This is a genomic window from Bacillus sp. z14 (2026) (assembly GCF_058313575.1).
The window spans coordinates 470,078-491,301 of record NZ_JBZFQK010000002.1; the positions used below are offsets into that span (position 1 = coordinate 470,078).

A 21,224-nucleotide genomic window follows, 5' to 3' on the forward strand; every position below is an offset into this window, starting at 1 on the left:
GAATGCGTAAAGGTGAAAACTAGGATTTTATGACATAAAACGTATTTACCATTTACTATTTACATATGGTTTGTGGATAAAAGCAAAGTAACAATTTAATACTAGGATAGGTATAATCAGTTCTGAAAAAGATATCTCTACCTGGTCGGCAAGTACATTTTAGCCCAGGTCGATTTATATACTCCTTTAGTATACGCGATTTTAGGCCATATTTTGAATAACCCCTTTTCTAAATGATCACAGTGGAAGGAATAGGTATACCATACACTTCCGTCACCTATCCTCAGGCGAGACCTTCTCCATATTCTATAAATCCTATTTTTTCAGGTTAAGTGCGCAGTACTTTTTCTGGGAACTGAAAAGCTCATACTTAAAAAATCCATCAATACAGCACGATTTGGATGACTGAATCTCATCCTACGAATAGATGAAATGATTGTTTGCATCCAGAGGATATTCCTTATATGATGTCTATTTATATAGAGCAATACCTATTAGAAGACATTAGAAGATTCATTTTGTACCTTAAGAAAAATAATCTCCTCGTTTGCATAAGGTTATACATCATCAATAAAGGATTAGTGCTCAAAATATTAGGATGTTCTGCAAAAGAATTGTAAAGTGAAAAATAAATAAAGGTTAAATACTAGGTTATTACTACTATCAGGATGATTATAAAGTTTTACTTTTTAATAGGAAAGAAGTATAATTACGCGGATGATAATAGTGAATTTTATCCGTTAATTGTGGGTGATTAAATATGGAAGAACAAAATCAATCTTTAAAAGTATTTATAGTTCTGTCGAGGGCTTTTCGAGCTATCAGTGACTATACCAACAAATATATCCAAGCCTCAGGTGTAAATCCAACCGAATTTGCTGTCCTTGAGCTACTCTACCATAAAGGTGATCAACCATTGCAGCATATAGGGGATAAAATCCTGCTTGCCAGTGGAAGTATCACGTATGTAGTAGATAAGCTGGAAAAAAAGCAATTATTAAAAAGGATTGCATGTCCCAATGATCGAAGAGTAACATATGCGCAAATTACGGAAAAGGGAAAGAAGTTCCTGGAAGGGATATTCCCGGAGCATCAGGAACGAATTGAGCATTTAATGGATGGGTTAACAGTCGAAGAGAAGGAAACGGTGATTGAGCTTCTGAAAAGAATTGGTAAATCCGTACCGTTAACTAAATAATCCATTAATACCTATATATTAATGAATAAAATGAAATAGAAGAATAAGATGGACTGGCTGTCGTTAACCGGCAGTTATTTTTTTTGTCTAAAAGCTGAGGAGGAAATAAGATGTCACTCGTTCATTAATGAAACAAGGTGGTAAGAAGCAACCGGTATTCACCAGAATAATAATTTGTCATAAAGACAATCAGCCCGCATACAGTGAGTAGTAAGCGGGGAGGGACAAGGGTGAATCGTCAATATGTAAATATTTTTCAAGTTGCAGCTGTTTATGTTGGAACGGTTATTGGAGCGGGTTTTGCAACTGGAAAGGAAATATATGAATTTTTTACCCAATATGGACTTTATGGCCTATTAGGGATTCTTCTTTCGGGATTTATTTTTATTCGGATTGGCAGAAAAATAATGATTGTAGCATTACATAGAAATATTAAAAATTATATGGAATTTAATGATTGGTTATTTGGTAAACGTATATCCTTTTTTGTTAATATCATCTCTATGGGCATGTTGTTTGGGGTTACAGGTGTTATGATGTCAGGAGTTGGCGGTCTATTTGAAGAGCAATTGGGATTTTCTAAAATAGGGGGCATGCTTTTTACTACATTTCTATCAATTGTTGTCATGAGCTGGGGGACTAAAGGTTTATTATCTATTAACACCTTTGTGGTACCTGCAATGATTATGTTTAATTTAATCCTGATGTTTGCTTCATTATTCCATATGAATCCTGTTCAAAATCTGCTAACCATTCCTGATGAAGTAAGCTGGAAGATGGTCTTATCGCCCTTCTCCTATACGGCATTTAACCTTGCTTTGACACAGGCTGTTTTGGTTCCATTGGCTGCCGAAATAAAGGATGAAGATATTATTCGAAAAGGTGCAAATTTAGGAGGATTTATTTTATCCGTTGTTTTGGTAAGCTGCCATATTTCCTTATCCTCCATACCAGGAATTGAACAGATTAACATTCCTACTGCCTATGTAATGAAACAAATAGCACCTTTTTTATATGGGCTCTATTTATTTATTATTTTTGGAGAAATTTTTTCAACCTTAATTGGAAATGCCTTTGGACTCGAAAGGCAACTAAAAAAAGCAACGGAACTGCCTTCCTGGTCGCTATATGTTGGGATTTTTGCCATAAGTTTAATAATTGGCCAAATTGAATATGGTCCTTTGATCTCTATATTGTATCCGATTTTTGGATATATTAGTTTAATCTTTTTGCTGTTAATAACTGTCAAAAAGTAAGTGTCAGCTACGATTTATGCTGTTTCTAGAAAGATTTATAAAAATGACAAAAAGAAAGAGAAGGGATAGTCCCCTCTCTTTATAAGGTCAATGCCGTAGGCACATTATAATGTTAATATAATCGGCTCATTCTTTGTCACTATGATAGTATGTTCACATTGTGCAACCAAGCTTTTGTCACTCGTGATAAATGTCCATCCATCACCGGCTTCTGTAACCATGGTTGCTTTTGTAGAAATAAACGGTTCAACGGCCAATACTGTACCTTCATGAAGAAGCTCTGAATCCCATGGGTCAAAATAGTTTAAAATATGATCTGGTTTTTCATGCAGACTTCTACCTATTCCATGGCCGGTTAAATTTTTGATGACAGTGAATCCATTTTGTTTTGCTGTATTGAAGACAGCTTTACCAATTTGGTTTTTCTTGGAGCCTGCTTTAGCTTTGCTGATTCCCTGATAAAAAGCATCAACTGCGCATTGGCATAATTTTTCTTTTTCACTAGTTGTAGTGCCAACTGGGAACGAAATTCCTGTATCCCCATAATATCCATTTAATACTGCAGAGACGTCGATATTTACCATATCGCCTTCGTTAATTATACGTTTTCCTGGTATTCCATGAGCAACTTCTTCGTTTACACTGATACATGTAAACCCGGGAAAATCATACTCATTTTTAGGTGCAGAAACAGCTCCGGTTTCCTCAAATATTTTCTTTGCGATTAAATCAAGCTCCAGTGTTGTAATACCGGGAACGGTAGCTAATTTCATTGCTTCCCTGACACGTGAAACAACTGCACCTACTGCTTTTAATCCTTCTAAATCTTTTTCGTTTTTTACAATCATGATACTAAACCTGCTTTCTGTAATGCTCTTCATTAGTATAAAAAGTTTAGTGGAAAGGTTCCAGATGGAATCGATTCTCACTATTATATCTAAGTTTTTTACAAATTTAAAGTAAGGGAAATTAATGGGACAAGAAGAGAACGAGGCAAGTAGCCCCGTTCTCGAATTATTCATATATGATTTTATAATTTTTATGGTTAACGACTGTCTTTTCTTCTAATTCAAGATCATGAAAGTTCTCCATTAAAGTTAAATCAACAATCACTGAGTTTTCATTTACTTTTTCTACAATCCCACGCAATCCATCGCGGAATTCAATTATATTGCCTACATCAGCCTTTTTCATCATGTTCACACCTTTTCAGTTTATTAAAGTTATCAACAGATCTTGATTAGTAAACTAATATCCTTGCAATTTCGGGATTCGTAAGTCCGCTTATAAAGAAATTATCCCTACTATTTAGCTTATGCAGAATAATATTGTAATTATAGTATAAATTGTGATTAATTGGAATGTTAAAAGAATAAATAGTCTTTATATTTTCGCTCCTATGGAATACTTGTTTAATGTAGGGGTTTGAGAGTATCATGTTTTGTATATATAGGAGGTTTTACGAATGAATAAAGAAGAGATCCAATCCATATTTGATCAATTAAAAAATGGAGAAATAGATAAACTTGAAGTTGCAAAGCAGGATTTCATGGCGTTTCGATCTGTGCTTGTAGAAAGGGAAGATTTTAAACATTTTCGGGGAACTGCTCATATAGGCGGGGGTGTGACCTATCATTATTTAGAGGAGCCTAGAAGCTGAATAGAAATCAACAAACCCAATTATAAAGTAATTGGGTTTGTTAACATTTTAATCAGTATTGTCCTTATTTGATAAACACATCTGGATGTATTTCAAGGTAATGCTTTAGTTTTTTTAGCGCCATCCGTTTCCAAGATTTCACCGTTGCATACGTTGTATGGTATTCGTATGCGATATCTGTGATGGTTTTACCAAATTGAATGTATTCAGCCAACCAAATATATTGGTTGTTTGTTAAGGAAGTTAGAAAAGGTTTAGGGAAGTACCATTCAAGGAAGGAAACATCTTCTTCAACCTTTAATAAATCCCAATACTCAGGTGATTTTTTTAATTCTCTCCCATTTATTTTAGTGGACTTGCAAAGCTGTATAAGCATTTTACCTTGTATGGACTTATAGGCATAGGAAAGGAACTGTCCTTTTTCAGGGTTGAAATTTTGGCTGGCCTCCCAAAGTGCAATTAATCCTATTTGGTAAAATTCATCCTTTTCACAAATAATATTAAGCTTTCTCATAATATGATGTATTAATGGATTATATTGGTTAACTAATGATTCGAAGTCTTCCATACTCGTAATCCTGCCCTATGAGGAGCGACCTCTATATTCCCGGGTACCTTTAAAGTACGCTTTAAGATTCTTTCTGAAAAAAAGCAAATTTGAAAATTTGTTGAGTTTTTAGCGAAAAATGAGGATAAATTCTATTAAAATAATCATTATTTTAAAAAATATGGATTCCTATAACAAAATCTAACCATTTAATTTAAAAGAGAGGATTGGATACAATGAATTTTCAGGATCAAGTTGTGTTAGTAACAGGTGCTGCAAATGGGATTGGTAAAGAAATCGCAATACAATATGCAAATAAAGGCGCGAAAGTTGTTTTAACCGATATAGATGTGGAAGCTGGAAAGAAAATTGAAGCTGAACTATTGGCAATGGGAAAAGTTGCTTTATTTGCTGAGGCCGATCTCAGCAAAGAGGATGATTGCCTTCATATAATGGAAATAATTAGAGGTGAATGGGGTAGGTTAAATATTATAGTAAATAATGCAGGCATAAGTGAATTTACTCCATTATTTGAAATGACAACAGAGAATTGGAATCGCATTATCAATACCAATTTACGAAGTGTATTTATTTTGGCAAGAGAAGGAGCTAAGCTGATGACTGGAACGGGTGGTTCTATCATTAATATAGCATCAACCCGAGCCATACAATCTGAACCGAATTCTGAAGCTTATGCTGCATCCAAAGGTGGAATCCTAGCTCTAACGCACGCTCTTGGCGCATCATTAGCCAAAAAAGGTATTCGAGTTAACAGTATTAGCCCTGGCTGGATTCAAACGACTGATTACACTGGTTTACGTGAGATAGATCACGCCCAGCATTTTTCGGGTAGGGTAGGTAAGCCAATAGATATAGCAAAAGCATGTTTATTCCTAAGTGATCCAGAGAACGATTTTATTAATGGAGAGAATCTGGTTATTGATGGTGGAATGACAAGGAAAATGATTTATGAAGATTGAAAATATGAATAAAAAACAGAATAGAAAGGTTCTTCAAATTTGTCATTAGAAATACCTTTGTTGTAAAATCGATAGGAAATACAATATATAGATATTTCTCCAAGCTATGTGAAATTTAGTTGTAGAATTGCTTATCTGTGTGCAAACACTTTACTGAATAAATTCATTGTATATAGGATTCTGGTATATATTAGAAATGAATCTTATATTTATTGAAAGACTATGTTTCAATCAATCTTACAGGTGAGATATATTTATGGTTCTTAATTTATAAAAGCAGTTGAACAATTTTAATTTTTCAGGTACATTTCTCTTATAGGGTTTTACTCTATATTGTGAGAAAAGCTACATAATTTCGACTGTTCATCCTTTTATACATAGGACCGGTTGAAACTGGGTAAAATCATAAGATGTAAGCAGCTAGAATTCGTATAGCTAAAACAAAATAATTATTAATAAAGGAGCTCGATTACTTATGGTACAAAAAACTTTTCATGTAACTGCAGAAACAGGAATTCATGCTCGTCCAGCAACATTGCTTGTACAAGCAGCAGGTAAATTCAACTCTGATATCAACCTCGAATATAAAGAAAAGAAAGTTAATCTTAAATCAATTATGGGCGTTATGTCTTTAGGAATCGGCAGTGGTTCAGATATTACAATTATCGCTGAAGGAAATGACGAACAAGATGCATTAAATGCCATTGAGGAAACATTAACAAAAGAAGGATTGGCTAAGTAATGACAACGATGTTAAACGGGATAGCGGCATCTAATGGAATTGTCATAGCAAAAGCTTATCGTTTAATGGAGCCTGACTTAACTGTAACAAAAAGCACGATTAATGAAGTGGATACCGAATTAACTCGTCTTCAAGAGGCGGTTAATAAGGCTCAGACCGAATTGGAAACAATTCGTGAAAAAGTCAAAACAGAACAAGGTGAAGATAAAGCAGCCATTTTTGATGCTCACATACTTGTTTTGAATGACCCTGAATTGCTTGGTGCTGTACAGGAGAAAGTTAAGTCTGAAAAAATCAACTCTGAATTTGCTATGCGCGAAATTGCTGATATGTTCATCACTATGTTTGAACAAATGGATAATGAATATATGAAAGAAAGAGCAGCTGATATTCGTGATGTAACAAAACGGGTTATCAGTCATCTTCTTGGGGTACAAATACCAAATCCAAGTATGATTGCTGAAGAAGTGATTGTTGTGTCCGAGGATTTAACTCCTTCAGATACAGCTCAATTAAACAGAGAATTTGTTAAAGGCTTTACAACTGATATTGGAGGGCGTACTTCTCACTCCGCAATTATGGCACGCTCGCTTGAAATTCCAGCAGTTGTTGGGACTAAACAGGCAACTGAAACTATTCAAAACGGCGATATGATTATACTTGATGGGCTTAAAGGTGAAGTACATATTAATCCGACACCTGAATTGATTGAAGAATACAAAAAAGCTGCTGATGCTTATGCACAGCAGAAACTTGAATGGGCTAAGCTTGTTAACGAAAAAACGGTAACAGCAGATGGCCATCACATAGAATTAGCAGCGAACATCGGCACTCCTAAAGATCTTGAAGGTGTTAAAGCAAATGGTGCTGAGGCTGTAGGCTTATATAGAACAGAGTTCTTGTATATGGGAAGAGATAATCTTCCTGGAGAAGAAGAACAGTTTGAATCCTATAAAGCTGTACTTGAAGGTATGGAAGGTAAGCCGGTTGTGGTACGCACATTGGATATTGGTGGAGATAAGGAGCTTCCTTATCTAGATCTACCGAAAGAAATGAATCCATTCCTTGGATTCCGTGCTATTCGATTATGCCTTGAGGAACTACCGATTTTCAGAACGCAGCTTAGAGCACTTTTACGGGCAAGTGTGTATGGGAATTTAAGAATTATGTTCCCGATGATTGCCACTTTAGATGAATTCAGATCCGCCAAAAAGGTTCTTGAAGAAGAAAAGGCGAAATTAATTGAAGAAGGTATTGAAGTATCAGATTCTATTCAATTGGGAATCATGGTGGAAATCCCTTCAACTGCGGTAATCGCAGATCAATTTGCTAAGGAAGTAGATTTCTTCAGCATTGGTACGAATGACTTGATTCAATATACAATGGCTGCAGATAGAATGAACGAACGTGTATCTTACTTGTACCAACCATATAATCCAGCTATTTTACGTTTAGTAAAAATGGTGATTGAAGCTGCACATAAAGAAGGCAAATGGGCTGGAATGTGTGGAGAAATGGCTGGGGATGAACTGGCGATTCCGTTGCTTGTTGGATTAGGGTTGGATGAGTTTTCAATGAGCGCAACATCTGTTCTGCGTGCACGTTCCCAAATTAAAACACTTACTAGAACCGAAATGCAAGACTTGGCTGAAAAAGCTATACAAATGCAAACATCAGCAGAGATTGTTGAAATGGTTAAAAAAGCTACAGCTCAAAAATAGTTTCAATAAAAATAGATATACAGGTTTATTTATTTGAACGGAGGGGTACATTAAAGGTGGACACAAAACAGCAACATGCTTTTAGTGACCCCCCTTTCTTAATCAACTGGTTTTCCAGTTGATTTTTTTTGCTATTATAGAGGTATAGGAGGGAGCGTTATGATGAATTTACATATTGGTTTTATCGGTATTGGTGTAATGGGTAAAAGTATGGCATTGAATATAATGAAGGCGGGATACCCTGTCAGTGTTTATTCCAGAACAAAGTCCAAATGTGAGCCTTTGCTTTCGGAAGGTGCAGATTGGAAGGAGTCCCCTCGTGCAATCGCTGAGGAAGCCGATGTTATTATTACGATGGTTGGCTATCCTTCTGACGTTGAAGAGATATATCTAGGGGCGGAAGGCTTATTAAAATATGCCAAGCCGGGTACTTATTTAATTGATATGACCACTTCAGCTCCGTCTTTAGCACAAAAGTTATATGCTGCTGGTAAGGAATTAGGATTGCATGTCCTTGATGCACCTGTCTCCGGAGGAGATATTGGTGCACAAAATGCTAATCTTGCCATTATGGTTGGCGGTGATCAATCTGATTTTGAGAGCATGATGCCTGTATTTAAAGCAATGGGGACAAATATTATCCATCAGGGCGATGCTGGCTCGGGCCAACATACTAAACTATGCAATCAGATAGCCATTGCTACGAATATGATTGGTGTATGTGAAGCGATTGTTTATGCCGAAAAATCTGGCCTGGATCCTGAAACAGTTTTGAAAAGCATTTCAACTGGTGCTGCTGGAAGTTTTTCCTTAACCAATTTAGCGCCTAGGATATTAAAAGGTGATTTTGAACCGGGATTTTATATCAAACATTTCTTAAAAGACCTAAAAATTGCATTAGAAGAATCCGAACGGTTAGGTCTTGACTTTCCAGGGCTAACTTTAGCCAAAGCTATGTATAAAAAATTGGCGGATATGGGAGAAGAGAACCGTGGAACACAAGCCTTGTATAAATATTATACTGAGGCATCCAATCAGTAACTTAGTCTCATTAAAAAAAGAAGCATTTCGAAAAGGTATCATGCCTTTAACGAAATGCCTCTTGTTATTTTATCTGCTGAATTAGGAAATGTTCAAGTCTGTTTAATCCTTCTTTAAGCTGCTCCATGGAAACAGCATATGATAATCGGAAATATCCTTCTCCAAATTTTGAAAAAGCAGATCCAGGTATAACAGCTACTTTTTCAAATTGAACCAGCTTGAGGGCAAAATCGAGTGAATTTTTAAAGGCATCTGGTATTTTAATGAAAAAGTAAAATGCGCCATCCGGTAATACAGTCTGGAGATTCATCGCCGCAAGTCTATTAAAAACATAATCACGACGGTTTTTATATTCCTCTCTCATAGCAGCTGGATCATGTTCACCGTTCCTCATAGCCTCGAGTGCAGCCATCTGTGAGACAGAGGAGGCACAGGATACGTTATATTGATGAACCTTTATCATATGTTTAATGATTGCTTTTGGTGCCATCAGAAAGCCGATTCTCCAACCGGTCATGGAATGTGACTTTGATAGACCATTTATAGTAATGGTTTGCTCTCTTATAATGGAACCAATCGATGTATGAGTTCTGTCCAAAGTTAATTCACTATAGATTTCATCAGCCAGGATAAAAATATTTTTTCCTCTAACAAGGTCAGCAATTTCCTCCAGTTCCTCTCTCGTTAATGATACCCCTGTTGGGTTGGACGGATAGGGAAGAACAATACATTTTGTTTTTTCGGTTAGACTTTCTGTGATTAATTGTGGAGTCAATTTAAAGGAGGTGCTTCTTGTATCAACATGGACTGCTTTTCCCCCTGCTAAGTGAATTAATGGTTCATAACCGGGATAAACAGGGCCAGGCAGAATGACTTCATCTCCAGGTGTTAAAATAGTCCTGAAGGCAATATCAATCGCCTGACTTGCTCCTACAGTAATCAAAATTTCATCATCCGGATTATATTTAAGTGAATAATGGCTATACATAAATTTTGATACTTCTTGCCGGAGATCGAGTAAACCGGCATTGTGGGTGTAGGTGGTACAATCTTTTTGAATGGCGTTTATTGCTTTATCTTTTATATGTAAGGGTGTTGGGAAGTCAGGTAATCCTATTGTAAAGGACAGGACATCATCAATATCAGATACCATATTATAAAACTGCCGAATACCGGATATTTCTATCTCTTTTACATGAGGATTAATTAAGTGTTCCATTCCAGGTCATACCTCCTAATTACAGTTCTTATCTTTATTATTATAAGGTTGCTTTAGGAAAGTGTACACTATCCTACTCTAAATGGTTGTATGCAAGATTGGGTGAATGATGCATACTTGGTTTGGAATACTATGGGTAATTCGTTTTGATTAGGTGGGGGAAGATAGTGTACCGAATACTTGTTAAGGATCAAACTGATGGTATAAAGGAAATGACTTTGGAGGACTTACAGAAGCGTGATTATAGCCTGGTATGGGTTGATATCCTCGCACCGCAAGAATATGAGGCTAATATACTCCGTACGTATTTTAATTTTCACCCTCTCACTATAGAGGACTGTCTTGATCGAATCAACCAGAGACCTAAAGTGGATTTTTATCAATCCTATATGTTTTTTATCATTCATTCCTTAAATGAAAACTTCGAAAGAAATGAGATTGATATTTACGTAAATGAAAAAGCAATCGTAACCGTTCATGAAGATCATATAGAGGAAATAGATAAAGTATGGGGAGTAACAGATCAATTGGATACTTCTATCCATGTCCTGCATAAAATTATTGATGCAGTAGTAGATGCTTATCTTCCAAAGGCCTATCAAATAGAGGAGCAATTAAATGTCTTGGAAGATCACCTGCAGCATTCTCTTAATAATGATCCAATGAGTCAGTTATACGAAATTCGAACGATGATTTCGCGACTAAGAAGAATTATCTTGCCCATGAATGATTTGATGTACAGGATTATTCATTCTGAGAGAATCAGTGCTCTTTCTGAACATCATCATTACCTTAATGATGTGTATGATCATTTATTGAAATTAAAAGAATTGGTTGATGGCTACAAAGAGTTCTCAACAGATCTGAGAGATAGTTATATGGCGGTCAGTTCAAATAAAATGAATGAAACAATGATGACCTTGACGATTATTACGACTATTTTCATGCCATTAACATTTATTGCAGGTTTATATGGTATGAATTTTTCTGAAATGCCTGGTTTAAGTTTTCGCAATGGTTTTTGGTATGTTCTTCTTTTTATGATCATCATCACAGTTATAATGATGATTCTCTTTATGCTGAAAGGTTGGTTATTCCGAAGGCTGTACAGAAATGAAAAATAAATAGCGGCTTAGCTCTATTGTATTTAGAACTAAAGCCGCTTAGGTCATGTTTACAGGACTGGGTCCTTTATTTATATTAATATCCGTAATCCCAATCGATTTCTTCTGGATGCCACATAGTAAGCTGAGGAGTTGCGTAAGATTCATCAGTTTGGTTATGTGTGTATTTTTCAACTTCGCTAAATTGAATATTCTCTAAACAAGTAATAACATGGTTATCTTCATATAAAATGGCAGTACCTTTCATAAGTCGGACCCCTTCTTTCCAGCATATTGATTTAAGTTATGCCTTTATCTGTATAATAGTCCTCATTTGTTAAAGCGTCTATATCATTGAGCAAAGTTTCACAAAATAAACACGATTATCGATTTAAATTTAAATATTTATAAAAAAACATTAATTTAAGCCGATACTAGAAAGAAGGCTTTATCTTACTGCAATTAATCGTAAGAGATATGGAAAGGCGCTGTTAAAAATGAATGAACAAAAAGGAATCCTGCTAGAGAGCGGAACAAATGAGTTGGAAATCGTGGAATTTGGTATTGGCGAGCATAAATTTGGAATTAATGTTATCAAAGTTAAAGAAATTATTAACCCAGTACGGATTACCGGTGTTCCACAAACACATCATCATGTTGAAGGAATCATTGAACTTCGTGGAGAGATACTCCCTGTAGTAGATATTGCCAGTGCACTGAATCTCCCAGCATCCCAAGCTCCTGAAAAAGATAAATTTATAGTGACTGAGTTTAATAAAATAAAGGTCATTTTTCATGTACATACCGTTACCCAAATCCATAGGATTTCATGGAACCAAATAGAAAAACCATCTGATATGTACCAGGGATTGGATAGTCAGATTACTGGTGTCATTAAAATGAATAATGAAATGCTTTTACTGCTTGATTATGAAAAAATTATTTTGGAAATCAATCCTGAATCAGGAATAACCATTAATCAGATTCAAAAATTAGGAGTTAGAGAACGATCTAATAAGCATTTATTAATTGCTGAGGATTCACCACTGTTGCGGAAGCTGTTGATGCAGACATTAAAAGAAGCCGGTTATGAACAACTCGATTTCTTTGAAAATGGCAAGGAAGCGCTAACCTTTATAGAGGGAAAGGCACTAGCAGGAACCTTACTGAATGATGTACATTTGGTAATTACAGATATAGAAATGCCACAAATGGATGGTCACCATCTAACCAAACGAATTAAAGAAAATCCTACCTTGTCGGATTTGCCTGTTATCATTTTTTCATCATTAATTACGGACGATTTAAGGCATAAGGGAGAGTTGGTAGGAGCAGATGCACAAATTAGTAAACCTGAAATAGTTGAACTGGTCAAACAGTTAGACAAACTTTTACAAAAGTAAAGCTGCTGAACCCTTTGTTCAGCGGCTTTACTTTTTCCAATTTTGATATGGATAGGATTCACCAAGACGCGTAAAAGTCGGTTTTTGGTATTTCTTTTTATAGTCTTTAGCGCGATCATTATCTGAATTTTCCTTGCATCCTGTATAAGACATCAATAGTTTTTTTGCTTTAGATAAAGAAAGACGTGAAGAGGGGTTTCTTACCTCTTTTGATAAATGACCAAGATGTGTTAATGTTTGAAAGTCGTCCTTTGAGGGCGGAATATGGAATGTATACTTTCCGCATTGTATCAGTACATCTGATTGTTGGAAGCTTAAATGAGGATGGTCTGAATATTGAAGGCCTATTTTCTTTGCCTTTCCTTCTTCAAGCATTTTAATAATCGTTTTTTTCTTTAGATTGTATAGAAATTTAGGGTCTGATGCAGTTTTTGCATGTCTATTCACAGAATAAATTGCTTCTCCCAGGTCATCGGCAGTAAAACAGGCGGGATTAGGAAGATTCCCATTATTTTGATTCATAAATGTTCCTTTCTTCTAAGAATATTTCATGATAATAAGTAAAAGCATATAACTGATTATAACGTGTTCTGCTATGGGATAAAAGGAAAAACGTTTCATATCTTATTTGAACGAATTAATTTTCAAAACAGACTACCCGAGAAATTGAAGGTAAAAGAATTATGAAAGTGAGTGTGATACCTTGCAAAAGCTGCTACTTACTGGTTGCGGAGGGGCAATGGGTGCGTTAGCTCGATACGGGATAAGTTTATTGATCCCGTCATCTGGCAGTCCTATTCCGTTTAACACCTTATTCATAAATGGTTTTGGAAGCTTTGTTTTAGCCTATCTCACCTATTCGCTATTTAAAAATGAGGGAAATGAAAGATTAAAATTATTTTTTGGAACTGGTTTATGTGGAGGATTTACAACGATGAGTAGCTTTGCATTGGAAATAACCAATCTCGCAGCAACTTATCCCCTATATAGTCTTATTTATTTTTTTCTGAGTATGATTGCAGGTCTCTTAATGGCATGGTTAGGGTTTATTATGTCTAGTTGGATAAAGAGGGAAGCGCGTTGATTATATTAATTGTATTAGGTGGTTTTCTCGGAGCATGTTTAAGATATGTAATGACTGGCTGGTTAAAAAAATATAATCATTCATTTCCTCTAGCTACTCTTGTTATTAATTTAATTGGTTCGTGTTTAATTGGTATATCGGCCGGGATAGGAATAGAGCGGGGAAGCGGTATGCATATGTTTACTGTGATAGGAAGCTTGGGGGCTTTTACTACATTCTCAACTTTTGCAATTGAAGCCTTGGATTTAATGCTGAGCCGGGAACACCGCAAGTTATTGCTTTATGTAAGTTTTTCTTTGGCAGGAACGTCAGTTTGTTGTATGTTGTGCTATCATCTTATGAAAAATATAGGACATTAACCGCTCGTCTCTATGAAAATTCGACAATGTATTATAAAATAATCGAAAGAAATGTAATTTATTTCAAAAAATGAACTATTAGGTGCCCTGACTATGACAACTTTAAAGAGTAACATTAAAAGCTATACAGGTAATAAACAGGTAGATTTTCTGTTAGATATACAATGTGAAAAAGCACAGGGTTTTTATTTTTCAAGACCAATTCCTGCTATTGAAGCTGAAGAGAAGTATCTGAAAAAGAAGAAATAACACATGGCATAAAACAGCCAGAAAATAGGCAAACGGGCAGAATGTAGGGTCTGCTCGTTTGCCTTTATCGTTTTTTTAAGCCTTCTTGGCCTTTCTGCAAATCAATGACCGTGATTTCAGGACGTGAAAATAACCGGTATGGAATTCGGGTTGTACCTAAACCACGATTTACATACAAGGATAAAGGGCCAACTTTATAGGATCCTTCCCTGTATTTTTCTGCAAAAGGAGGAGTCACAATCGCACCCAAAAGAGGAAACTGAATTTGTCCTCCATGACTATGTCCGCTTAATTGTAAATGAACTGGGTAACTGGCGGCATAATCAGCATAATCAGGAGCGTGAGATAGAAGAATGGTAAATAAATCACTGGATTGTACCGGTATACTTACATCCAGGTTGGGCTTGCCGAGCATTGCATCATCTACCCCGCTTATTACGATTTGACGGCCATTCTGCAGGGTTATAAAGTTTGATTCATTTACTAACAGGGTAAATCCATTACTAACCATAGTCTCTTTGTAAATTTCCGTACCATAACCGCCATGGTCATGATTGCCAAAAACGCAATATTTACCAAGAGGTGCCTCCAGCTGACTTAATAATTGATTGAGCTTAGGAGTTATTCTATATTCATTCGGATTATCCATCAGGTCACCTGTAAAACAAATAATATCGGGATTAAGTGAATGAATGGTTTCAACCGTTTTTTCTAAATCTGACAAATTATATTGGAAACCCAAATGAGTATCACTGAATTGGACAATTCTAATATTTTGAAAGGAGTCTGGAATAAGTGGGTGGGAATAGGAAAAACGTGTTATATCAACCCAGGAGGGTTCAATATCTTTCATATAAAATCGCCCTCCTATAAGAGAGCAAAGAATAGTAGCTATATAGGCAAATGATTTTTTTAAAAAGAATCTTCTGGTTATTTTCTTCATTATAAAGTTCCTATCTCATAATAGTCAGTCTAATCCTATCATTCATTAAGAAAATTGTTAAGATGTATGAGTATTACTTTTTGATTACAAAATTTATGTGCTATTTGGTCTATAGATTAACTACCTAAAATAAGGTAAAATTAAAATACAATAGGTATTTAGATTTATAGAAATAATGATTTATATATTTAGTTAACTGAATGGGATGTTTCATTCTGAGGACGAGGGTGTTACAGATGAATAAAGCCAAATCATATGAAATGATCTATCTTCCTGCAAAAATAGGAATGATAAAAGTATATATGTATGGATTCTATAAAAAAGGAGATCCCGGCAGAGTATTTGTTATGCTTAATGATTTAAAAGTAAATGGCAAAGGTACGAATAAAAAGGAAACATTGATTAGTACTCTTTCTAAACTTAATGAACTAATCAATCAATCATAAGTAAAACATATAAAATTTTTAAGGGCGGCCATTAGGCGGCCCTTTTATCATTTAATTTGATTGGCTAAAATTTAAAAATCCCGTTATATTTATATTTTTCATCTATTTTGCTAATTCAGCATTTCTGGATATTATTGACAGAATTTTGTGATATAATAAAAGTGAATAATCATTCATTTTATTTGGAGGGCTCATATGAAGGGAAAAGTAGTGATTGTAACTGGTGGTTCTAGTGGAATGGGAAAGGCTATGGCTCAACGTTTTGCAAATGAGGGGGCTAAAGTAGTCATTACCGGAAGGAATAAAGAAAAACTGGATAACACCATTAAAGAATTTGCAGAAAATCAGGAGAATATACTGGCTGTTCAGATGGATGTTCGAAATGTGGAGGATGTTAAAAGAACCATTGAAGAGACGGTTAACAGATTTGGTACAATCGATTATTTGATTAATAACGCAGCAGGTAATTTTATTTGTCCGGCAGAGGATCTATCACCGAATGGCTGGAAATCTGTCATTGATATTGTTTTGAATGGTACTTTTTACTGCAGCAGCCTCATCGGCAAGTATTGGATAGAAAATGGCATTAAAGGATCAATCATCAATATGGTCGCTACCTATGCGTGGGATGCAGGTCCATATGTCATTCACTCTGCCTCAGCAAAGGCTGGTGTGCTGACAATGACTAGAACTTTGGCTGTGGAATGGGGTAAAAAATATGGAATCCGCGTAAATGCGATAGCTCCCGGGCCGATTGAAAGAACTGGGGGAGCAGATAAGTTATTTCAATCGGAAGAAGCAGCTCAAAGAACGCTTGAAAGTGTTCCGCTTGGAAGATTAGGAACACCGGAGGAAATTGCAGATTTAGCCCTGTATTTACTGTCTGATCGGGCATACTATATTAATGGTGATTGTATTACAATGGATGGCGGTGCTCATCTCAATCAATTTCCGTTTTAGGCATAGGATGGATGAATGGTTTTAATAAGAATTGAAATCTTTAAAGAGCAGTTCAATATGCTGATTTAATTGAACTGTTTTTTGTGCGTTCATTTGACTAGCTGTTTAAGATGATATTTTAGTTTTCACTATCCTTGTATTATTTTTCAGTAAAAAGTGTTTATTCTGGTAAAAAGGGGAATAAGCTAAAAAAGGCCTTGAGATATGTACTTAAAAAGGAGGATCATAATGAAAAAGGTTTTAACTTCGTTGTTTATTACCATGCTTGTATTAGCGGTTTCTCCTCTTGTCAAAGTAGATGCTAAAAGTACACTGGATAAACAAGATGCATTTAATCTTTTAGATAGCGCATTTCAATTGCAGGTATCTCTTTCAGAAAAACCAAGATCAATGGACAATATTCGAGATTTATTAAAAAATTCCTTCTCAGAGGAATACACTGAGGATTTTATAAACATGAATGTACAAAAAAGTGTGGATGGTAGTGGCTATCAAACCTATGGTACGGATATAGCCCTTTATTATATTCCTTTTTTTACATATAGTGAACATACTAAACTAGGATATAGTTCTGCTAATGATCAATGGTATGTGTATGAATGGTTTCCAGGCAATACAGATGGACCAGTCAGCTATGAAGGGCATTACGAGGCAATCAGGCTGATGTATGACCATAATAAATGGGTAATTAATGATTACCAAATTGCTTTCGATCCGAAAACACTTGATGACAGTCAAGAAATAGCCCAAAATTCGAGTGTGGATAAGGAGCCATCCAATCCGACTTTCATAAACAGATTGACAGATTATATTAGCTACGGGTTCATTAATCATATGTCTCATTGGTTTGGGATGATTGCTTTCTAGATACTGATGGCATGAATGGAAAAGCTAATCCTGCTTGAATGAGGATTAGCTTTTTTGTATTAATCTCTAATATTTAACAATTCCATAATTCGTTCCTGGTTAAATCCAATGATTACTTGATCACCAATGACAAACGTTGGGGTAGAATATGAATCATATTTGGTCATAAGTATTTTTTTTGCTTTTGCATCCTTCTGAATATCTTTTAAGGTATAGGGAATATTGTGCTCATCAAAATAATTTTTGGCGTAAGCACATGGCGGACAGCCTGGTTGCGTAAAAAAAAGAACTGGTTCCACTTTTTTCTATCCTTTCTTTTGTTTAATTTGTATCTACCAGTATACATGAAACTTTTTTGTTTACTATAGTACAAATTTTAAGTAGGATATCAGGCAGGGCTATCTTTTATCAAATTAAAGAACTAGAAAGAGAAAAAGAATTGCCAACACCAGAGAGATCTTGTCAATTTATTTTGATTGAGTCTGCTTTAAAGTGAAAAATATGGCGCTGGAATTTTTCTTGGAACGTTTTTATGATAAAATGATGAAGTCTCTAAAAAAAGAGATGAAATAAAAGGTGTAACCATCAAATACGTTATAATGAATTTGGGTATACAAATAATGCCTATTCCTCTATTCTGTTACTAATGGCCAGTCCATAAGCGACAATATATTTTATTTGTTGGTAAGTCATGAAAGGAGCATATATTAGATATGTCACGATTACAAGGAATTTTATCACGTTTGAAAAACTTACAGGAGCAAGGGAAAGTATCAGATACAGCACAACGTGTGTTTGAAGTTGAAGGTCAAGTTAAATGTCAAGTATCTTATTTCGATAAAACTGAAACATTCGAATTAGAGATTTTTCAGGATAAAGGAAAAACTATGAAGTATCAATTTGATAATATTGATATGATTGCCATTGAAATTTTTGAGTTAATTTATAGCTAATTTGGAAATTTGAGATGATTTGGTTATGTTCCATTATCATGATGAAGGTATTTGTTCCTAATCATGTAGGTTATGCTTCTGAAAATCTCTAACTTAAATTTTTAAAGTGGGGAAGGGAAGATAATTACTGACAAATCGAACAGTTAAGTCTTCCGAATAAAACCAAAAGTGGATAACCAGGAACTAACTATATAAGGGGTTCTTAACCATGTTAGATATGCAAAAATTAGATGGATTCGAACTGACTGTAAAGGATTTAATGATTTCGTCTGAACGTGTTGCTCATGTACAGCAGGAAAATAATCTCGAACATGCATTATTGGTTCTTACTAGAAGCGGATATACTGCTATACCAGTTCTGGGACATGATTATAAGCTGCATGGATTAATTAGTACACCAAAGATAATGGATGCAATATTGGGCTTGGAGCGAATTGAATTTGAAAAACTGGAAGAGATGAAGGTTGCAGAAGTGATGGATCCCAATCTTCCATGTCTTAAAGAAAGTGATTCAATTGAAAAAGCAATGGAACTTCTCATTGATCATCCATTTGTATGTGTGGTAGGTACTGAGGGAGCTTTCGAAGGTATATTGACCAGAAGGCAGGTTATGAAGCATACAAATCGTTTAATAAAAATCATTAAATATAATTAATATCAGTATCTCAATCGATAATGATTAGTGGATTAAAAAATAAACATTTTTTAAAACGCCTGGATAAAGATCCAGGCGTTTTTTACATGGTTTATAAAGTTGTATAACTTAAATTTAAAAGTGACTTTAAACAATGTTATCAATAAAACACTCTAAGACATGCTAATAACTCAACAAAACTTTTAATAGATATAATATTCCAAATTAACTTTATCCAGGATAGGAACTTCGTTAAAATGATAGGGAGGGGCGTGGAAAAATGAATTCAATCGATTCAAGCATAGAAAAAAAGTCTTTCAAAAGGGCAAAGAAGAAGACAAAACGCCCTTTAGTATTAATTTCAATCCTATTGGCTTTATTCATGGGTGCCATCGAGGGTACTATCGTTTCAACTGCAATGCCTGAGATCGTTGGTGATCTGGGAGGCTTCTCCCTGTATAGTTGGGTCTTCTCAGCCTATTTGCTAATGAATACGGTAACGGTATTGATCTATGGGAAGCTATCTGATTTATTTGGCAGAAAACCAGTATTGTTATTTGGGATTACAGTGTTTCTGCTTGGTTCCCTCGGCTCTGGATATGCATGGTCCATGCAAAGCTTAATTTTTTTTCGTTTAATACAGGGTTTTGGAGCTGGAGCCATTACGCCCGTTGCAATGACAATTGTAGGGGATATATATACGAAAGAAGAACGAGCAAAAGTTCAGGGTTATTTATCAAGTGTTTGGGGAATATCGGCTATTTTGGGACCTGCTATTGGCGGATTATTAATCGAGTACATATCATGGAGCTGGATCTTTTGGATTAATATTCCGTTAGGATTTCTCTCTTTAGGAGGTTTGCTATTTTTCTTCCATGAGCAAAAGACGGTTAAAAAACAAAAGGTAGATTATATGGGTTCAGCAATGCTTGCTGTTTCTTTGTCGCTTTTAATGTTTTTATTTGTGCAAGGAGGGATTTCATTTTCCTGGCTTTCTTTAAAAAGTTCGTTGTTAATTATACTCCTGCTAATTTTGGTGTTTTGCTTTGTGAAGCATGAAAACAGAACTGTAGAGCCCGTTATGCCTTTTTCTATCTGGAAGAATCAATCAATATTGTTTGCTAATTTAACCTCTCTTACAACCGGTATTGTTTTAATTGGAGTATCAAGCTATTTACCAACATTTGTACAGGGAGTAATGGAGGAATCCCCAATGATAGCAGGATTTACTCTTACTGCCATGTCTATAGGGTGGCCGATAGCATCCTTTATATCAGGCAATATGATCTTGAAGATAGGGTATCGTACTACTTGTATAACAGGTGGAATCTTTATCATACTGGGTGCACTGGCTTTTACATTTTTGCCCTCCCATGGATATGTGTTTTTGGCCGCTTCTGGATCCTTCTTGCTTGGTGTGGGAATGGGGCTTACAAGCACTGCTTTTATCGTGTCCATCCAATCTACTGTGGATTGGGAACAAAGAGGTGCTGCAACAGCTGCAAACATGTTCATGAGAAATCTGGGAAACACAATCGGTGCCGCATTATTGGGAGGTATATTGAATAATCGTTTAAACGCTTATTATTCACAAAATGAAAATATAGATTTAAATTCGGTAAACGAATTGCTTAACACTGAGATTCGATCTTCTATAGAGCCGGAAAGATTGGAACAGATCCAAAGTGGATTAACACATTCATTGGGTATTGTGTATTTCATTGTCTTACTACTGGCTATACTGAGCTTGTTCTTGATATTGAAAATGCCAAAAGAGAAATCGTAACAGCCTCATTAAATCTGCTATATTGTAATATTTGCAGTTCAGCAGAATATAAAGGTAAAATAAAATGAATGTC

General features: G+C 35.4%; 26 protein-coding genes. 18 read left to right on the plus strand and 8 right to left on the minus strand.

Annotated elements, in window-relative coordinates; genetic code table 11:
- Positions 1-760 precede the first annotated feature (760 nt).
- Both AC4G3O_RS08300 and AC4G3O_RS08305 read left to right on the plus strand, forming a co-directional pair.
- Positions 761-1,198 carry a MarR family winged helix-turn-helix transcriptional regulator gene (locus AC4G3O_RS08300; protein ID WP_066100952.1) on the plus strand — a complete coding sequence of 146 codons (438 nt, stop codon included), beginning with the start codon at positions 761-763 and terminating at the stop codon, positions 1,196-1,198.
- A 230-nt stretch (positions 1,199-1,428) separates the two neighbouring features.
- Positions 1,429-2,454, plus strand: coding sequence for a YkvI family membrane protein (locus AC4G3O_RS08305; RefSeq protein WP_066100949.1), 1,026 nt, complete (start codon positions 1,429-1,431; stop codon positions 2,452-2,454).
- A 104-nt stretch (positions 2,455-2,558) separates the two neighbouring features.
- Here AC4G3O_RS08305 and map read toward each other — a convergent pair whose 3' ends face one another.
- Both map and AC4G3O_RS08315 read right to left on the minus strand, forming a co-directional pair.
- Complete coding sequence (map, locus tag AC4G3O_RS08310; RefSeq protein ID WP_066100948.1) at positions 2,559-3,302, minus strand: type I methionyl aminopeptidase; 744 nt, start codon at positions 3,300-3,302, stop codon at positions 2,559-2,561.
- 166 nt (positions 3,303-3,468) lie between these two features.
- Positions 3,469-3,648, minus strand: a complete 180-nt coding sequence (locus tag AC4G3O_RS08315; RefSeq protein ID WP_066100944.1) for a YkvS family protein — start codon at positions 3,646-3,648, stop codon at positions 3,469-3,471.
- Positions 3,649-3,919: 271 nt separating this feature from the next.
- Between AC4G3O_RS08315 and ykzS the strand changes: the two genes are divergently transcribed.
- A complete protein-coding gene (gene ykzS, locus AC4G3O_RS08320) occupies positions 3,920-4,114 on the plus strand; it encodes a protein YkzS (RefSeq protein ID WP_066100941.1) in 195 nt (64 codons plus the stop codon).
- A 64-nt stretch (positions 4,115-4,178) separates the two neighbouring features.
- Here ykzS and AC4G3O_RS08325 read toward each other — a convergent pair whose 3' ends face one another.
- Positions 4,179-4,682, minus strand: coding sequence for a sigma-70 family RNA polymerase sigma factor (locus AC4G3O_RS08325; protein ID WP_066100938.1), 504 nt, complete (start codon positions 4,680-4,682; stop codon positions 4,179-4,181).
- Positions 4,683-4,897: 215 nt separating this feature from the next.
- Here AC4G3O_RS08325 and AC4G3O_RS08330 point away from each other — a divergent pair, with 215 nt between their 5' ends.
- From AC4G3O_RS08330 to AC4G3O_RS08345, 4 genes are all read left to right on the plus strand, one after another.
- Positions 4,898-5,641, plus strand: a complete 744-nt coding sequence (locus AC4G3O_RS08330; RefSeq protein WP_066100935.1) for an SDR family oxidoreductase — start codon at positions 4,898-4,900, stop codon at positions 5,639-5,641.
- 475 nt (positions 5,642-6,116) lie between these two features.
- Positions 6,117-6,383, plus strand: a complete 267-nt coding sequence (locus AC4G3O_RS08335) for a phosphocarrier protein HPr (RefSeq protein ID WP_066100932.1) — start codon at positions 6,117-6,119, stop codon at positions 6,381-6,383.
- Positions 6,383-8,104 (plus strand): phosphoenolpyruvate--protein phosphotransferase, encoded by a 1,722-nt coding sequence (ptsP, locus tag AC4G3O_RS08340; protein ID WP_066100929.1) that lies wholly within the window; start codon positions 6,383-6,385, stop codon positions 8,102-8,104. The genes AC4G3O_RS08335 and ptsP overlap by 1 nt, the downstream gene beginning before the upstream one ends.
- A gap of 162 nt (positions 8,105-8,266) precedes the next feature.
- On the plus strand, positions 8,267-9,145 hold the full coding sequence (locus AC4G3O_RS08345; RefSeq protein ID WP_491136179.1) for an NAD(P)-dependent oxidoreductase: 879 nt from the start codon (positions 8,267-8,269) through the stop codon (positions 9,143-9,145).
- 64 nt (positions 9,146-9,209) lie between these two features.
- On the opposite strand, the gene AC4G3O_RS08350 is transcribed toward AC4G3O_RS08345, so the two are convergent.
- Positions 9,210-10,364: an aminotransferase A gene (locus AC4G3O_RS08350; RefSeq protein WP_491136059.1), complete on the minus strand. Its 1,155-nt coding sequence runs from the start codon at positions 10,362-10,364 to the stop codon at positions 9,210-9,212.
- Positions 10,365-10,531: 167 nt separating this feature from the next.
- On the opposite strand from AC4G3O_RS08350, the gene corA reads away from it, so the two are divergent.
- On the plus strand, positions 10,532-11,488 hold the full coding sequence (gene corA / locus AC4G3O_RS08355; protein ID WP_077247945.1) for a magnesium/cobalt transporter CorA: 957 nt from the start codon (positions 10,532-10,534) through the stop codon (positions 11,486-11,488).
- A 76-nt stretch (positions 11,489-11,564) separates the two neighbouring features.
- Here the strand turns inward: corA and AC4G3O_RS08360 are convergent, their stop codons facing one another.
- A complete protein-coding gene (locus AC4G3O_RS08360; protein WP_175354218.1) occupies positions 11,565-11,735 on the minus strand; it encodes a hypothetical protein in 171 nt (56 codons plus the stop codon).
- 229 nt (positions 11,736-11,964) lie between these two features.
- Between AC4G3O_RS08360 and AC4G3O_RS08365 the strand changes: the two genes are divergently transcribed.
- A complete protein-coding gene (locus tag AC4G3O_RS08365) occupies positions 11,965-12,870 on the plus strand; it encodes a chemotaxis protein (protein ID WP_491136060.1) in 906 nt (301 codons plus the stop codon).
- A 27-nt stretch (positions 12,871-12,897) separates the two neighbouring features.
- Here the strand turns inward: AC4G3O_RS08365 and AC4G3O_RS08370 are convergent, their stop codons facing one another.
- Positions 12,898-13,392, minus strand: a complete 495-nt coding sequence (locus AC4G3O_RS08370) for a YkyB family protein (RefSeq protein ID WP_066100915.1) — start codon at positions 13,390-13,392, stop codon at positions 12,898-12,900.
- 181 nt (positions 13,393-13,573) lie between these two features.
- Here AC4G3O_RS08370 and AC4G3O_RS08375 point away from each other — a divergent pair, with 181 nt between their 5' ends.
- The 3 genes from AC4G3O_RS08375 to AC4G3O_RS08385 all read left to right on the plus strand — a co-directional run bounded on the left by AC4G3O_RS08375 (position 13,574) and on the right by AC4G3O_RS08385 (position 14,562).
- Positions 13,574-13,954: a fluoride efflux transporter FluC gene (locus tag AC4G3O_RS08375; RefSeq protein WP_140461227.1), complete on the plus strand. Its 381-nt coding sequence runs from the start codon at positions 13,574-13,576 to the stop codon at positions 13,952-13,954.
- Positions 13,951-14,313, plus strand: coding sequence for a fluoride efflux transporter FluC (locus tag AC4G3O_RS08380; protein WP_077247944.1), 363 nt, complete (start codon positions 13,951-13,953; stop codon positions 14,311-14,313). Before AC4G3O_RS08375 ends, AC4G3O_RS08380 begins: the two co-directional genes overlap by 4 nt.
- Positions 14,314-14,406: 93 nt before the next feature.
- The gene (locus tag AC4G3O_RS08385; protein ID WP_175354217.1) at positions 14,407-14,562 is read left to right on the plus strand and encodes a hypothetical protein; all 156 of its coding nucleotides are present in this window, start codon (positions 14,407-14,409) and stop codon (positions 14,560-14,562) included.
- A gap of 64 nt (positions 14,563-14,626) precedes the next feature.
- Here the strand turns inward: AC4G3O_RS08385 and AC4G3O_RS08390 are convergent, their stop codons facing one another.
- Positions 14,627-15,415: a metallophosphoesterase gene (locus AC4G3O_RS08390; protein WP_306821535.1), complete on the minus strand. Its 789-nt coding sequence runs from the start codon at positions 15,413-15,415 to the stop codon at positions 14,627-14,629.
- 326 nt (positions 15,416-15,741) lie between these two features.
- Here AC4G3O_RS08390 and AC4G3O_RS08395 point away from each other — a divergent pair, with 326 nt between their 5' ends.
- The 3 genes from AC4G3O_RS08395 (at position 15,742) to AC4G3O_RS08405 (ending at position 17,778) form a co-directional block, all read left to right on the plus strand.
- Positions 15,742-15,951, plus strand: a complete 210-nt coding sequence (locus AC4G3O_RS08395; protein ID WP_491136061.1) for a hypothetical protein — start codon at positions 15,742-15,744, stop codon at positions 15,949-15,951.
- Between the two features lie 195 nt (positions 15,952-16,146).
- Positions 16,147-16,911, plus strand: a complete 765-nt coding sequence (gene fadH / locus AC4G3O_RS08400; RefSeq protein ID WP_066100902.1) for a 2,4-dienoyl-CoA reductase — start codon at positions 16,147-16,149, stop codon at positions 16,909-16,911.
- 228 nt (positions 16,912-17,139) lie between these two features.
- Positions 17,140-17,778 carry a DUF3993 domain-containing protein gene (locus tag AC4G3O_RS08405; RefSeq protein WP_491136062.1) on the plus strand — a complete coding sequence of 213 codons (639 nt, stop codon included), beginning with the start codon at positions 17,140-17,142 and terminating at the stop codon, positions 17,776-17,778.
- 59 nt (positions 17,779-17,837) lie between these two features.
- Here the strand turns inward: AC4G3O_RS08405 and AC4G3O_RS08410 are convergent, their stop codons facing one another.
- On the minus strand, positions 17,838-18,077 hold the full coding sequence (locus AC4G3O_RS08410; RefSeq protein WP_066100896.1) for a glutaredoxin family protein: 240 nt from the start codon (positions 18,075-18,077) through the stop codon (positions 17,838-17,840).
- A gap of 414 nt (positions 18,078-18,491) precedes the next feature.
- On the opposite strand from AC4G3O_RS08410, the gene AC4G3O_RS08415 reads away from it, so the two are divergent.
- The 3 genes from AC4G3O_RS08415 (at position 18,492) to AC4G3O_RS08425 (ending at position 21,151) form a co-directional block, all read left to right on the plus strand.
- Positions 18,492-18,731 carry a YkuJ family protein gene (locus AC4G3O_RS08415; RefSeq protein WP_066100892.1) on the plus strand — a complete coding sequence of 80 codons (240 nt, stop codon included), beginning with the start codon at positions 18,492-18,494 and terminating at the stop codon, positions 18,729-18,731.
- A gap of 208 nt (positions 18,732-18,939) precedes the next feature.
- Complete coding sequence (gene cbpB, locus AC4G3O_RS08420) at positions 18,940-19,386, plus strand: cyclic-di-AMP-binding protein CbpB (RefSeq protein WP_066100889.1); 447 nt, start codon at positions 18,940-18,942, stop codon at positions 19,384-19,386.
- A gap of 259 nt (positions 19,387-19,645) precedes the next feature.
- Positions 19,646-21,151: an MDR family MFS transporter gene (locus AC4G3O_RS08425; RefSeq protein WP_491136063.1), complete on the plus strand. Its 1,506-nt coding sequence runs from the start codon at positions 19,646-19,648 to the stop codon at positions 21,149-21,151.
- Positions 21,152-21,224 lie beyond the last annotated feature (73 nt).

Excerpts from the sequence above, each read along its gene's own strand:
- AC4G3O_RS08300 (WP_066100952.1), top strand. The coding sequence starts at position 761 with ATGGAAGAACAAAATCAATCTTTAAAAGTATTTATAGTTCTGTCGAGG.
- map (WP_066100948.1), bottom strand. The coding sequence starts at position 3,302 with ATGATTGTAAAAAACGAAAAAGATTTAGAAGGATTAAAAGCAGTAGGT.
- AC4G3O_RS08315 (WP_066100944.1), bottom strand. The coding sequence starts at position 3,648 with ATGAAAAAGGCTGATGTAGGCAATATAATTGAATTCCGCGATGGATTG.
- ykzS (WP_066100941.1), top strand. The coding sequence starts at position 3,920 with ATGAATAAAGAAGAGATCCAATCCATATTTGATCAATTAAAAAATGGA.
- AC4G3O_RS08325 (WP_066100938.1), bottom strand. The coding sequence starts at position 4,682 with ATGGAAGACTTCGAATCATTAGTTAACCAATATAATCCATTAATACAT.
- AC4G3O_RS08330 (WP_066100935.1), top strand. The coding sequence starts at position 4,898 with ATGAATTTTCAGGATCAAGTTGTGTTAGTAACAGGTGCTGCAAATGGG.
- AC4G3O_RS08335 (WP_066100932.1), top strand. The coding sequence starts at position 6,117 with ATGGTACAAAAAACTTTTCATGTAACTGCAGAAACAGGAATTCATGCT.
- ptsP (WP_066100929.1), top strand. The coding sequence starts at position 6,383 with ATGACAACGATGTTAAACGGGATAGCGGCATCTAATGGAATTGTCATA.
- AC4G3O_RS08345 (WP_491136179.1), top strand. The coding sequence starts at position 8,267 with ATGAATTTACATATTGGTTTTATCGGTATTGGTGTAATGGGTAAAAGT.
- AC4G3O_RS08350 (WP_491136059.1), bottom strand. The coding sequence starts at position 10,364 with ATGGAACACTTAATTAATCCTCATGTAAAAGAGATAGAAATATCCGGT.
- AC4G3O_RS08360 (WP_175354218.1), bottom strand. The coding sequence starts at position 11,735 with ATGAAAGGTACTGCCATTTTATATGAAGATAACCATGTTATTACTTGT.
- AC4G3O_RS08365 (WP_491136060.1), top strand. The coding sequence starts at position 11,965 with ATGAATGAACAAAAAGGAATCCTGCTAGAGAGCGGAACAAATGAGTTG.
- AC4G3O_RS08370 (WP_066100915.1), bottom strand. The coding sequence starts at position 13,392 with ATGAATCAAAATAATGGGAATCTTCCTAATCCCGCCTGTTTTACTGCC.
- AC4G3O_RS08385 (WP_175354217.1), top strand. The coding sequence starts at position 14,407 with ATGACAACTTTAAAGAGTAACATTAAAAGCTATACAGGTAATAAACAG.
- AC4G3O_RS08390 (WP_306821535.1), bottom strand. The coding sequence starts at position 15,415 with ATGAAAGATATTGAACCCTCCTGGGTTGATATAACACGTTTTTCCTAT.
- AC4G3O_RS08395 (WP_491136061.1), top strand. The coding sequence starts at position 15,742 with ATGAATAAAGCCAAATCATATGAAATGATCTATCTTCCTGCAAAAATA.
- fadH (WP_066100902.1), top strand. The coding sequence starts at position 16,147 with ATGAAGGGAAAAGTAGTGATTGTAACTGGTGGTTCTAGTGGAATGGGA.
- AC4G3O_RS08405 (WP_491136062.1), top strand. The coding sequence starts at position 17,140 with ATGAAAAAGGTTTTAACTTCGTTGTTTATTACCATGCTTGTATTAGCG.
- AC4G3O_RS08415 (WP_066100892.1), top strand. The coding sequence starts at position 18,492 with ATGTCACGATTACAAGGAATTTTATCACGTTTGAAAAACTTACAGGAG.
- cbpB (WP_066100889.1), top strand. The coding sequence starts at position 18,940 with ATGTTAGATATGCAAAAATTAGATGGATTCGAACTGACTGTAAAGGAT.
- AC4G3O_RS08425 (WP_491136063.1), top strand. The coding sequence starts at position 19,646 with ATGAATTCAATCGATTCAAGCATAGAAAAAAAGTCTTTCAAAAGGGCA.